Source organism: Nodularia sp. UHCC 0506 (assembly GCF_034931045.1).
Taxonomy (GTDB): Bacteria; Cyanobacteriota; Cyanobacteriia; order Cyanobacteriales; family Nostocaceae; genus Nodularia.
Genome location: NZ_JAYGHH010000005.1, coordinates 152456 through 166665, shown reverse-complemented (window position 1 = coordinate 166665; position 14210 = coordinate 152456). Strand labels below are relative to the sequence as shown.

Annotated in this window: 8 protein-coding genes and 1 pseudogene; 6 read left to right on the top strand and 3 right to left on the bottom strand. The window is 43.4% G+C overall.

Annotated features, from left to right (window positions below; translation table 11 throughout):
• Positions 1-1465: 1465 nt before the first annotated feature.
• Positions 1466-5326: a DUF2157 domain-containing protein gene (locus VB654_RS06090; RefSeq protein WP_323212684.1), complete on the top strand. Its 3861-nt coding sequence runs from the start codon at positions 1466-1468 to the stop codon at positions 5324-5326.
• 179 nt (positions 5327-5505) lie between these two features.
• Here VB654_RS06090 and VB654_RS06085 read toward each other — a convergent pair.
• Positions 5506-5823 (bottom strand): annotated as a pseudogene (locus VB654_RS06085) (P-II family nitrogen regulator).
• Between the two features lie 490 nt (positions 5824-6313).
• Between VB654_RS06085 and VB654_RS06080 the strand changes: the two are divergent.
• From VB654_RS06080 to VB654_RS06070, 3 genes are all read left to right on the top strand, one after another.
• On the top strand, positions 6314-6559 hold the full coding sequence (locus VB654_RS06080; RefSeq protein ID WP_323212682.1) for a hypothetical protein: 246 nt from the start codon (positions 6314-6316) through the stop codon (positions 6557-6559).
• A 449-nt stretch (positions 6560-7008) separates the two neighbouring features.
• The gene (locus tag VB654_RS06075) at positions 7009-8103 is read left to right on the top strand and encodes a sodium-dependent bicarbonate transport family permease (protein ID WP_323212681.1); all 1095 of its coding nucleotides are present in this window, start codon (positions 7009-7011) and stop codon (positions 8101-8103) included.
• A 97-nt stretch (positions 8104-8200) separates the two neighbouring features.
• Positions 8201-8533, top strand: a complete 333-nt coding sequence (locus VB654_RS06070) for a P-II family nitrogen regulator (protein ID WP_323212680.1) — start codon at positions 8201-8203, stop codon at positions 8531-8533.
• 99 nt (positions 8534-8632) lie between these two features.
• Here the strand turns inward: VB654_RS06070 and VB654_RS06065 are convergent, their stop codons facing one another.
• Positions 8633-8857: a hypothetical protein gene (locus VB654_RS06065; RefSeq protein ID WP_323212715.1), complete on the bottom strand. Its 225-nt coding sequence runs from the start codon at positions 8855-8857 to the stop codon at positions 8633-8635.
• Between the two features lie 204 nt (positions 8858-9061).
• Positions 9062-10021, bottom strand: coding sequence for an NAD-dependent epimerase/dehydratase family protein (locus tag VB654_RS06060; protein ID WP_323212679.1), 960 nt, complete (start codon positions 10019-10021; stop codon positions 9062-9064).
• Positions 10022-10474: 453 nt separating this feature from the next.
• On the opposite strand from VB654_RS06060, the gene purD reads away from it, so the two are divergent.
• A complete protein-coding gene (gene purD / locus VB654_RS06055) occupies positions 10475-11761 on the top strand; it encodes a phosphoribosylamine--glycine ligase (protein WP_323212677.1) in 1287 nt (428 codons plus the stop codon).
• Between the two features lie 377 nt (positions 11762-12138).
• On the top strand, positions 12139-14109 hold the full coding sequence (nblS, locus tag VB654_RS06050; RefSeq protein WP_323212675.1) for a two-component system sensor histidine kinase NblS: 1971 nt from the start codon (positions 12139-12141) through the stop codon (positions 14107-14109).
• Positions 14110-14210 lie beyond the last annotated feature (101 nt).

Genomic DNA, 14210 nt, shown 5'->3' with positions numbered 1-14210 from the left:
TACTAGCAGCTTTAATATACTGTTGATAAGGTTGAGGATCTCCGCCTTTGCGCTCTAGTTCGTTTAAAACTATTCTCAAGCGGTCAACAATTGCCGTCCGTTCTGCCTGAAGATCGATTACAGTTATGACTAGTTGATTTTTCAAGTTTGACTCAGATGCAATGCTTGTTCCCAACTGTTTTATTGCTATTTCCAGGTTTTGGCTTTTTTGATTGAGGCTATGTATATCATTGACAACTTTGATGGGGCCAGCAATTGTTGTACCACGGTGGGTTGTGATTTGGGTTGTTGCTAAAACAATTGACACTTTGTCGAGATTCTGGGAAAACTGATCAGTTGGGTTAACTTGGTTTTGATTAATCCCGATAATTAATTCTCTGGCTTTAATTAAAGATTTTTGTGCCTCTGCTAATTCCTGGTTTAGCCGTGTAAATTCTGACGATTCTGGTGCAGCATCCTTAAAGGCTATTTGTGCATCTTCAAAGGCATTAATAGCTGCTTCTAGTGTGTCAATTTTGCGAGTGGCACTTTCGTATGCTAGAGAATTGGCTGTAATTTCTCTTCTGAATTGTTTGGCTTGATTAAGGGTTTTTTTGGCTTGATAAAGTTCGCCGATTTCTTTAGCTTTGTTTAAAGCACTGCTTAAGGCGACATTCTTTTGAACTTCTGTTTTTGTGGCTGTGGCTTGCTTGACAGCTGACTGAGCTTTTTTGAGGTTGTCTTTAGCTTCTTCTACCTTTGTTGTCGCTTTTTGAAACTCTGGTAAGCCAATATCATGACGAGATTGGTATTTTTGAGCTGCTTTGAGGGATTGTTTGGCTTGTTCTAAAGCCTGAGTTGCTTCTTGCTGTTTTTTGATGGTTTGATTTTGCCGCTTGATGGCAATTTCCGCATGACTAATTTTTTTAACTTTATCTTTGAGTAATAACAGCCATGCTGCTGTTTCGTTATGAAGTTCTGCCAGGATAAGTGGTTTAACTAATAAACGTAGCTCATCAACAGGAATTTCTGAATTTTCAGTTGTAATTGCGGCTGTAGCATCCCCGCTAATTACAGGTTGAACGGTTTCACTTCTAGTTTCTTCAGCTTTGACTGTTGGCGATAGCGAAGCGCTGCTGCAAGCAGATCGCCCCAGTGTACCAAATACTGTGACAGCGCAAACAATACTAACGAGAAAAATAGCACGAACTCGATAGTGCATCACGGTCTGTTTCCCCTCGCACCCCAAAATTATTTATATTGCGTAATTAATAAAACTTTATAGTTCTAATTCTATATAACAGAAAATTTTCATTTTTGAAAAGTGTATTGATAAAAATTTATATTGTCTGATCCGGGACAGGGAATAAAAAGATAAAGTTCCCAATTTTTCGTACTTAGTCAACAAAAATAACTGGCATAGCGATCGCATAAATCCACTGTTGACGAATAATGATATAAGTGTCTACCGATACGATTACGGCTTATGCCATCTTCACCTGACGACCTCTTAAAAATTCAACTCAAGGTATCATCCTCTCATCCGCAATTACTAGCAGGATTGGATATATGGTTACGATTGGGTTTAATTTCTGATATCCAAGTTAGGCAGCTATGCCGACAATTTCTGGTCTGTTCAGTGATCTTAACACCTGTAACTCAACCGGAAAAGGTATCTGTCACTGTTTCTGACCCTGTAAAGGCTTTGCCTGTGGGAACTTTTGCATCTAGTAGCGGCAGACCAACTCCCCAACCACCACCAGAACCCAACTTCCTCACCTCAATGTTGCAGTCCTTGGGGGCAGAATTGAGTGTACGTTGGCTATTATTTTTAGGTTTATTTCTGGTTATAGTTTCCTCTGGCGTACTCGCTGCTAGTCAGTGGGAGAGGTTTCCGGCTTCGGGACAATATGGTGTTTTATTTGCTTATACCTTAAGTTTCTGGGGTTTTAGTTTTTGGGCTGGGAGACAAGATAATCTCAGGTTAACAGCTCAGACGTTGCTGATTGTCACCTTGTTATTAATCCCGGTGAACTTTTGGGCAATGGATAGCTTTAAGTTGTGGCAGAATCCCTTGGACTGGTTGACAGTGGCGATCGCTTGCCCTACTCTGACATTTATTACAGCTTTACTCTGCAAAAATCGCGCTGTTTTTAATAACTTACCCACCGGAAACTTACCTTTAATTAATGTTCTGGGGTTAATTTATTTGCATTGGGGTTGGCAAATACCCGGCTTTCCCGTAGTTGCTATTTATGTAGCAATGGTGGGTACAACTATCATTACTATTTATCACCATCGTTATCCACAGCAACCCCCTACAACATCCGAAAATCCCACGACTGAACCGAATAATTTAGGTATCAGCTTATTCGCTGCTGTAATTATTTATGCGTTAGTAGTTCTATTAATCCGAGGAATTTTTGTTAATGGAGTAGATGTCACTCAACTAGGGTTAGCCATTGGAATTTGTGGCTGGTTGGCTACTTGGTTAGCACAAAATAGAGATTCTTCATCCCTCTGGCAAAGATTGGGAGGAATTTTGTTATGCCTCGGTTGGTTAGTGACAGTATTCGATCAACCAGCACAAGCCATAGCTGTAAGTGGATTGGGTTTGTGGTATGTAGGTAATCGCTTACGAAGATATTCTTTCCCTCTAGACTTAGCAATATTTTTTACCATTGGCTTACAAGCAGTTTGGCTGGGTTGGCGATTAGTACCTTTAGATATACAACAAAGAGCGATCGCTATTGGCATTCAACTCACTAATGCTGTCAACGAACCTTGGGCATTATTGAGTGTCGCTTTATTCCCTTATGTAATCTTTATGGTAGCAATTACCGAGAGATTAAATCGCGCCCAAAAGCCGGAATTAGCTAAATTTGGTGAATTGCTGACGCTGTTATTTGGTGCTTTTTTAACCACAATTGCGACTGTAAATCCCACATTGCGATCGCTGAATTTACTCTTTTCTACCATCACCCTCGCCGTCGTCACCAAACGCCGTTCTTCTATCCTCATTCCCTGGGTCTATCTGACTCACATCATGGGGGTGCTGACTTTATGTTCCAGCATTCATTGGCTATTACCAAATCTAGCTACACACATTTGGGTAAGTATTTTACTCGCTCTCATGGTGACAGAATGGATATTTAGTCTGGGAGAGGGATTATGGCAACAGAGTGCCTGGTACATCGGTCTAGGGCTGGCTATTGTTAGTTTTAGTTTACTGTGGGTAAATAGCGGAGTGTCTTGGTATAACCCAAATAATCAAGCTGATTGGGGAGTGATTTGGTTAATTACGCCTTTAAGTCTCACAGGTTTAGCCAGTCGTACCACTGGACAACGGCGCACTAACAATACTGGCTTAAGTGTTTTAGCTGTGTGCATAATTCAGCTACTGACTTTACCATTACCTGGAACCAGATTAATTAGTCTGGGTGTAGCGACGGCGGTAATGTTTGCCAATACTTGGTATTTAAGAGATAAAGCCACAGCTATAATTACAGTTGGTTTTGGCTTGAGTTTAACCGGGGCGTTACTGTGGGAAAGTATCCCTGGACTTACTATAACTGGGTGGTTTGTTGTGGGAGCGATCGCAATTCTCAGTTTATGGTTAGGCAGAACCGCCCTCAATCGACGGGGTAACGAATTAGCAACTATATATGCAGTCGCCTGTAATGGCTGGGCGAGTATATTATGTGGCATCGAATTAGTGACGATGACGCTACATTCAGGTTTAGTATATTTAGGGCTATTTACCCCAGAAATATTATTTTTAACAGCCACGACTATTACATTAGGGGCAATTGTTTATCGTAGTTGGCAGTCTCCCACAAATTGGGCATTTTACGGCATCGGTTGGTGCGTAGAATTGTTAATTGCGGAAATCCTGGCTTTTGGAGAACATTCATTAATTAGGATTGCAGTTGCTAACATCGCCTTGGGTTTAGTCGCCCAACTTTTAGGAGAATGGTGGCGACACAAACACCAATTAGAAAGAACCCCCAGCAGTTTGCACATTTTGCCCTTAATCTATGGTGGATTTAGTATATTGCTGCGTTTCGACACCTTTAGTGATTGGACTGGTTTATTGTCTTTAGGTGTAGCTTTAATTCTCATTGGTGTAGGGCGACGCAATCAAGCTTTTAAACCTCTGTTGTATTTAGGCATCATTGGCGTATCCATTTCTGCTTATGAACTGCTGTTTTATCAAATGTCCCAAACCACGGGAGGCGCATTAGGTGATGGCTTAATTGCTATGTCTGCCTTGGGAACAAGCATCATGTATGCTTATCGCATCCTTACCCCCTGGATTGTCGGCTATTTACGTCTGACTCCCGCAGAAATTACGAGAATTTCCCATTTGCACTGGTTTTGGAGTAGTGCCTTATTAATGGCGGCCATTGGCCTACCCATCGATATTAACCGTTTTGTGGGATTAGGTACTGGCGGATTTTTAATTAGATATGCCGTATTTCAGGGAAAGGGAACCCCTGCTATCCCCCAGATTTTCGGCATGATCACTACAGGAGAAATGTGGGTTTACCTGGGACTGTTACAGGTAGCCACGATGCGGATTTATTGGCGGGAGACAGCAATAGGACAATGGTTAGGTGGTCCCTTAGTGCCTTGGAATGGTGCGATCGCCTGCGTAATTGCCTATTTTCTCTATATCTTACCTTGGGAAAGTTGGGGTTGGTCAAAAAGACCTTGGCAACAAGCTGCATATATCATTCCCCTAATAATTATCTGGGAAACCAGACTGCAAGTTTCCCCCATTGCCTTACTCATAGCAGCTGGGTTTTATATCTTCCTAGCCAAAATGGGTAACAATATTCGTTTTACATATATTAGTGTAGCCATAATTGATTGGGCATTATTTCGCTGGTTTGATAGCTTACTTTTAAATGATCCTTTATGGTATGTGACACCAATGGGATTATCACTGCTGTATGTTGCTCAAGTAGATCCATTCTTGAGACTTCCAGAGTATAAAACAGCTCGTCACAGTTTACGACTTTTAGCCAGTGGCTTAATTTGTGGATGGGCAATTTTCTTTAATCAAGAGACACCCTTAATCCCCGGAATCTTCAGCCTAATTGCCATTTTTGCCGGATTAGCTTTACGAACTAGGGCATTTCTCTATCTTGGTACAGCGACATTCTTAATTACCAGTTTCTATCAATTAGTAATTTTCAGCTTCAGCTATCCCTTTTTAAAATGGATTGTCGGTTTGCTAGTGGGTATCATACTAATTTCCATCGCCGCTAACTTTGAAACTCGCCGTACTCAAATAAATACCCTACTTCGCAACATCAGGGATGAACTTCAACAATGGCAATAATTAGGGTTTGCTGTTCGCGTAGCGTGCCGTTAGGCATAAAAGTTTTATCGTGGAGGCAGGGAACAGGTAATAGGGAACAGTTTCAGCTATCTGTCATCCCCAAAGATATCATGACAATACCGAGATTCCCAGTGCTTGAACAACTTCTGGCAAACATGAGAATTGCTAAGGTTTTAAGTTCAGAACTTATGCGCGTGCAGTACCTCCATTACGTCACAGAGATAGGCGATGCCCGAATAATCGTCGAAAAACCTCGCTGCAACCTCATCTGAAATCTTCACGGCCATATCCCGGTTGGGGGTCAGCACCTCGAACTTTATATTCGAGTAGGTGTCAGAAACAGTGGGTTGTCCCGACGAACGCACGTTGCGACTGCCTTTACCGCCAGCGTCCACCACCGTATAACCGGTAGCCCCGGCTTCGTCGATGATCTAGGCGATCTTTTTCATCAGCACCTTTTCCGTGACGATGACGAGCTTGCTGGCTTGCTGGGTCATGTAGTTTACCTCTTGACGCGTTTTGTTGTGACAATTCAAGGCAAGACTTTATGGTTTTGTTTTGAAATATATTGTTAATCTTATGCCAAATATCGGCGAATCCACTACCTTCTGTTGAGAAAAATTGACTCAGATTATGGCAAGTGCAGTCATAGAAAGCCCTTCTTAATAACAACAATCTATAGAGAAAATTCTATGATTGCAATTTACATTGACTAGAAATATACGAATTTTCTAAGGATAAAAGAAAAACTTATGATTTGAATTTGAAATTACTTAGTAAATCCATGTATAGCGATCACAAATTGGTGCAGATTTAAGGATAGACTTAAGCACATAGAAATTTTCTTCTTAATAGGTCTTGGTCTAGGAATTACTCCAAGACAACGATACTGTATTGTTTTGAATGACCATGAATATTGCAACTAACCACAAGGTTTGAAAACACATAATCAAAACTAAAGAACCTGCTTAAAACGGTAATGAGATAATGAACAAGTTTGACTCAACTAAACTGCCGACCACATTTAACAACACCAGCGAAGGCTGGCTAGTGCAAGTATATGGGGGCGATCGCCGCCTGCTTTGCGTACTTGAGTTGTCTCACGCCTGGACTTTTTTGTTGGGCTGTGGGTTCGCTCTCCTACTGGCGGTGGGGTGGTTTAACCTCGCCAGTAACAGTCCGTCTACGACTTATGAGCCGGCAACCACTCCCCCTGAAGTGTGGATTGATTAGCTCAGTCATTGCTAGAAGAATGGTGTCCAAACAACTCTTCCGATTTGGCTGATCCCATACCGTCCTCGGTGCAATATCCGTGTATAGAGAAAATTCTGCGATTCGCAATTTACTATTGACCAGAAATATACAAGTTTTCTGAAAGTAAAAGGAAAACTTATGATTTGAATTTGAAATTACTTAGTAGATTCATGTATAGCGATCGCAAATTGGTGCAGATTTAAGGATAGACTGAAGCACATAGAAATTTTGTTCTTAATAGGTCTAGGAATTACTCCAAGATAGCAACACCTTCGGTCCCAGTTCAGAAAGCGACCACCTCTGAACACCCTGTCGGCAGGTATTCGCATAACACCTGTGCTGTAGGGATGAAGCGCTTCATCCTTAATTTTTAAAGCTCACTTATCACAATAATCGCTCTTCGTTAGAGGAGCCGAAAGGAGGTATTCGTGGATTTTTTGTCCAATTTTTTAATTGACTTCGTTAAGCAGTTGCAGTCCCCAACACTCAGCTTTCTGATTGGTGGTATGGTCATTGCCGCCCTTGGTAGCGAACTGATAATTCCAGAGTCGATTTCTAAGATCATCGTCTTCATGCTGCTCACCAAAATCGGTCTGACCGGTGGTATTGCGATCCGCAATTCCAACCTGACGGAGATGGTGTTACCCGTACTGTTTTCTGTATTACTAGGGATTATCATTGTATTCATCGCGCGCTATACGTTAGCCAAGCTGCCGAAGGTCAAAACCGTGGATGCGATTGCCACCGGGGGATTGTTTGGTGCTGTGAGTGGCTCTACTATGGCCGCCGCCCTGACGGTACTGGACGAACAAAGCATTTATTACGATCCATGGGCGGGCGCACTCTATCCCTTCATGGATATCCCAGCACTCGTAACTGCGATTGTGATAGCCAACATTTATCTCAAAAAGAAGAATAATAGTGCAGCAGACGAGTATCTCGACAAGCAGCCCGTTGCAGCAGGGGATTATCCCAAGACCCGGCAAGAGTATCTCAGCAAGCAGCAGTCTCCGGATGATCGGGTCAAGATATGGCCGATCGTGGAGGAAAGCCTCCGGGGACCTGCCCTATCGGCAATGTTGCTCGGCCTTGCTCTTGGACTGTTCACTCGGCCGGAAAGGGTCTATGAAAGCTTCTACGACCCAGCGTTCCGTGGACTGCTTTCGATCTTGATGCTGGTCATGGGTATGGAGGCTTGGTCAAGGATTGGCGAACTGCGTAAGGTGGCGCAGTGGTACGTTGTGTATAGCCTGATAGCACCGTTGCTACATGGGTTCATCGCCTTCGGTCTTGGTATGATTGCCCACTACGCAACAGGATTCAGCCTTGGCGGTGTCGTGATTCTGTCCGTCATTGCCGCCTCCAGTTCAGACATCTCAGGGCCGCCCACGTTGAGAGCCGGGATTCCGTCGGCCAATCCCTCCGCCTACATCGGCGCATCCACAGCCATCGGTACACCCATTGCTATCGGCGTGGCAATACCGCTCTTCCTCGGTCTTGCCCAGGCGATAGGCGGCAGCTAATCCCAAACTAGTTGCAGTCTGTCGGCGCTCCCTTGACCCGGCAGACCAAGCAACTCAATATATAATATCAATGTACGTAGATAAGGAGGTAACCAACATGGCCAAGCCAGCCAAAAAGCTCGTCATCATCACGGAAAAGATTCTGTTGAAAAAGGTCGCCAATATCATCGATGAATCCGGAGTGAGTGGTTATACGGTGGTGGAAACTGGCGGTAAAGGCAGTCGCAACGTGCGCTCGTCGGGACAACCCAACGTTTCCGACACCCAGGCGAATATAAAGTTTGAGGTACTCACCGAAAATCGGGAGATGGCCGAGAATATTGCGGATAAGATCGCAATGAAGTTTTTCAACGATTATGCGGGCATTGCTTATATCTGTGACGCGGAGGTACTGTACGCGCACACTTTCTGCGGGCCAGACGGCTGTTGAATCGAAACGACGCAGACCTAAAAAGCCGAGGTCATTCATGCCCCGGCTTTTTAGTAGCCGTATTTCTTGCCTGCAGGACTTGGGTCTCAGTTACAGTCCCTAACGCTCGGCTTTCTGATTGGTGGTATCGTCATTGCCGCCCTCGGTAGCCAACTGCAAATTCCAGATGCGATCAGGCGCTGATGGGCGGTTTATCCTGGTGCGGTCGCGGCAAATCGCTATTAATGCTTTACAGCGTTGTTGATGACCGCAGTGGGGTAGCCTATCAGGAATACCATCAGGTATATGAAGAAAATTTATAACCCCCTTGCACGGATTTCTCACAAAGAAATCAAAAAAAGGGGTCAAAAACTGCAAAATTTTATATATACAAAGCATTTCAGCAGTTAAAAAGCATGACCATAGTCATAACAGATTGTATCAAAACTAAATACCAAGACAGTTCACTTTTGAACAAGAAAGGATATTGCCATGCTTCATAGTATATTTTTTGTGGTAAACATTTATGTCAATTCCCACTCCCGCATCTCAGGATTTAGAAATGTACAACGGCTGCACCCATTGCCATTCCTGCGTTAAACCCTCCCTCAAGGTAACTTGGGGCTGATATCCTAAAATTTGCCGGGCTTTGGAAACATCAGCCGCAGTATGACGTGCATCTCCCATCGCTTTTTCGATGTAATTCTTTTTAATGGGTTTGCCAACGATTTCTGCCATAGTATCCAAAACTTCTGCTAAGACTACCCTGCTACCACCACCAATATTAAATATTTCCCCCACTGCTTCTGGTACGGTGGCGGCAGCTAAATTGGCAGCTATGGCATCTTTAACAAAGGTGAAATCTCGTGTTTGCTGCCCATCTCCATAGATGGGAATTGCTTCATCCTGCAATACAGCTTTGAAAAATTTATGAAAAGCCATATCCGGGCGCTGTCTGGGGCCATAAACTGTAAAATAGCGTAATGCTACCATTGGTACACCAAAGTTTGTGTGATATAGTCTACACAAACGTTCAGCAGCTAATTTGGTAATTCCGTAGGGAGAAACAGGTTGCGGCGGAATTTTTTCATGGGTAGGTAATGTTTCCGCATCGCCATAAACACTGGATGTAGAGGCAAATACTAATCTTTTCAGGTTTTGGGCATTCTTCGCAGCTTCTAACAAAACTTGGGTAGCACTAATATTGCGTTCCGTGTAATTACGGAAACCTTCACCCCAACTGGCTCTTACCCCAGCTTGTGCCGCCTGATGGTAAATAACCTCAACATCTTGCAGCAGCCCTGGCCAATCTAAAGACTGAATATCTCCTTCAATTAAAGTAAAGTTAGGTGAACTGTGTAGATGTGCAATATTTTTGTGCTTTAACATCGGATCGTAGTAATCATTAAATTGATCAATGCCGATCACTTCTTGTCCTTGTTGCAATAATGCATCCACAAGATGAGAACCAATAAAGCCTGCGGCTCCAGTCACAATAGTTTTAGCCATGTGTTCTATTTTATTGATATGTGTTTATTTTCAATATTCACAGATTAATACTTACAATCGCAAAACGTCGTGAATGACTCAGTTGTTTACAGTTAATTGTTGGAAAGTTGAAAAATTTATGCTAAATATTTAAAATCTGTATTTATATCTGGCAAATACTGATAAGTTGATTGTTCTTAAAATACAGGAATTACACCTTAAATATACTAATAAGAGACTTCCAAATAAAAAAAATATCCCGTCGTTTTGAGAGCAGGGGGAGGAAAGGTCATTTTAGTTGCAGAAATTTGGATCAACTTTTTTGTGGAGTTCTCTAAAATAAGTATAGCCGCTAATGTGATTGGTACGGAGTCTAATCAGGGGCTTGATTAGCACAATCATTGATGGAAAGATTGATCTACGAGTTCCCCCTCTGGGGTGTTCTCGTTTCACAAGGGACGCACGAGGAAATAAGTGAAAGTTTTAGTTGTCGGTAATGGGGGGCGCGAACACGCTCTAGCTTGGAAACTGTTGCAATCTCCGCAAATTGAACAAGTTGTCTGTGTACCAGGCAATGGGGGTACAGCCAGCCTAGAACGTTGTCAGAACTTGGCTTTGGCTGTGGATGATTTTGAGGGGATGAGCCGATATGCTGGGGAAAATGGGATTTCTTTGGTGGTAGTAGGGCCAGAAGTACCCCTGGCAATGGGAATCACAGATTACCTCCAAAGTCAAGGACTGATGGTTTTTGGGCCTGTGAGAGCAGGAGCGCAAATAGAAGCTAGTAAAGCTTGGGCAAAAGCCTTAATGGAAGAGGCGGGAATTCCTACAGCTAATGCTGCGGTATTTACTGAAGCAGGAGCAGCTAAATTCTATGTACAAACACAGGGAATCCCCATAGTTGTGAAAGCCGACGGTTTAGCCGCAGGTAAGGGTGTGATCGTTGCCACAACTTTAGAACAGGCGGAAAATGCCATTGATGCCATTTTTCAAGGACAGTTTGGGAGTGCGGGAAATTTTGTAGTTGTTGAAGAATGTTTGATTGGGCAAGAGGTATCAGTTTTAGCCTTGACTGATGGGTTAACGATTCGCCCTTTGCTACCTGCCCAAGATCATAAGCGGATTGGGGAGGGCGATACAGGGGAAAATACTGGTGGGATGGGAGCTTATGCCCCCGCACCTCTGGCTACACCAGCGTTAATGAACCGGATTCAAACAGAAGTCTTGGAAAGAGCGATCGCCTGTTTAAGATCCAGGGGCATTGACTACCGAGGAGTGCTGTATGCTGGGTTAATGATTGCCCCCGATGGCGACTTGAAGGTTTTAGAATTTAACTGTCGCTTCGGTGATCCTGAAACTCAAGTAATTTTGCCACTTTTAGACACACCCTTAGAAGAATTGATTTTAGCCTGTGTCCAGCAGCGTTTAGGCGAAATGCCCCCCATAGCTTGGAAACAGGGCGTAGCTGCCACTGTGGTTGCCGCTTCCGGTGGTTATCCTGGGGAATACGCCAAAGGCAAAGTTATTACTGGAATTAAAGAGGCGGAGGCCGCTGGCGTGACTGTATTTCATGCAGGGACAAAATTAAACCAGCAGCAACAAATAGTCACAGATGGAGGAAGAGTATTAAATGTCACTGCTATCGGCAAAGATTTTGAGCAAGCGATCGCTCAGGCTTACACTGGGATCAAATCCCTAGAATTTGAGGGGATGTATTACCGAAAAGATATCGGTTATCGAGTGCTGAGTATTGAGTGTTGAGTGCTGAGTATTGAGTGCTGAGTGCTGAGTATCAGAGGTTGTTTGAAAAGTCTCATTTATTACTCGCCTTGGCGACTAGAAGTCGCGGCTACACAAACGAAACCCACACTTCGACAGGCTCAGTGACCACCTGCGTGGGTTTGAAAACCTTGATTTTGCATTAGTCCAGGTCGGTGGACTTCCCTTTCTGATCAAAACCGCTATAACTACTCCCATGCTGCCATTAAATTCAGAAAGAAATGTCTGATCAAGCAAAACCGACCCTCGAAAGTTGCGATCTCATCTTACCTTCATCTTTCAATTAACATATTGATATTAACTGTTAATTTTTTAGTTGTTGGGTTGAATAACCGAAAATACTAACAACTTTGTTTAAAATGCTGGCCCCCTTAAAAACAATCCGAGAAGCGTTCGCTAATGGCGTGTCCAAGACACTCGCTAACTGGTGGTCGGAATTTACCCTCCAGACCAAACTTTTGGCCGTTGCCACTTTGGTCGTATCTTTAGTTATGAGTGGCCTCACCTTTTGGGCTGTGAATACAATTCAGCAAGATGCCCGGATGAATGATACCCGCTTTGGTAGTGATCTCGGACTACTGCTTGCTGCTAACGTTGCGCCCCTAATAGCTGATCACAATCTGACTGAGGTTGCCCAATTTTCCCAACGCTTCTATAGCAGCACCTCTAGTGTGCGTTATATGCTCTACGCTGACCAAACTGGAAAAATATTTTTCGGCATTCCTTTTTGGGAACCAGAGGTAGAAAATTCCCTGACCATTGAACGCAGAATACAATTGCCAGAAGATTACAACAATGACCGGGAAAAGCCGATGGTGCGGCAACATACAACCCCAGATGGGATAGTCACTGATGTATTTATCCCCCTCATTGTTGATCAAAAATACCAGGGTGTGTTGGCGATTGGGATTAACCCCAACCAAACCGCAGTTATTTCCACTAATTTCACCCGTGATGTGACTATTGCCGTTTTTATCACAATTTGGGTGATGGTGATTTTGGCCGGAGTCATTAACGCTTTGACCATTACTAAGCCGATTAAAGAATTACTAGTAGGGGTAAAACAAATTGCGGCGGGTAATTTCAAGCAGCGCATTGACTTACCTCTGGGTGGTGAACTGGGAGAGGTAATTCTCAGCTTTAACGAAATGGCCGAGCGTCTAGAGCGCTATGAGGAGCAAAATATTGAGGAACTAACGGCAGAAAAAGCTAAACTCGAAACACTGGTTTCTACAATTGCTGATGGTGCTGTGTTAATTGATAACAGTATGCAGGTAATTTTAGTTAACCCCACAGCACGGCGAATTTTTGGTTGGGAAGGCATAGAAGTTGAAGGTAGAAATGTTTTACATCATTTGCCCTCAGCAGTGCAGATCGAGATTACCCGACCTTTGTATGAAATGGCCGCAGGTGAATGTGAAAGTGCCGAGTTCCGAATTCATTTGAACGAAGCTACTAAGCGCACCATCCGTATTCTTCTCACTACTGTACTCAACCTCCAACGGGAGAGTATCAAAGGTATTGCCATCACCGTCCAAGATATTACTCGTGAGGTAGAACTGAATGAAGCCAAAAGCCAATTTATCAGTAATGTTTCGCACGAATTACGCACGCCTCTATTTAATATCAAATCCTTTATTGAAACTTTGCATGAGTATGGCGAAGACCTGAGTGTAGAACAAAGACAGGATTTTCTGCAAACTGTTAATAATGAAACTGACAGACTTACCCGTTTAGTTAATGATGTTTTGGATTTGTCCAAACTCGAATCTGGACGAAGTTACAACTTTGGTGGGGTGGATTTAGCGCAAGCCATCGACCAAACCCTGCGGACTTACCAACTCAATGCTAGGGACAAAGGTATTGAACTCATTCAGGAAGTACCCCTTGATTTGCCTTTAGTCTTGGGTAATTATGATTTATTGTTACAAGTATTAGCTAATTTGGTCGGTAATTCTCTCAAATTCTCGCCGTCGGGTGGTCAAGTAGCTATTCGTGCCTACCAATTAGATCCCAAAGCAGACTCACACAATCAGCAAGCTCATGTGCGGGTGGAAATCTCCGATACTGGTATTGGGATTGCCCCAGAAGACCAACAAGCCATTTTTGACCGATTTTTCCGTGTAGAGAACCGAGTTCACACCCTAGAAGGTACTGGCTTGGGTTTATCAATTGTGAGAAACATCATGGAACGTCATCGCAGTCAAATGCACCTGGTGAGTGAAGTGGGAGTTGGTACTACTTTTTGGTTTGATTTAACTCTGTTTGAAGAAGAGCCAAAGATTCTAGTTGACTCTGCCTCGGAAACAATTACAATATCAACTAGTTGACAAAGCTATGAGCAAGCAGATGCACAATAAACATAGTAGCAGCAGCGAAAACTGGTGACGTTGAGTCCACTTTTTTACAGCTGCACCAAAGCTGTTAGCTT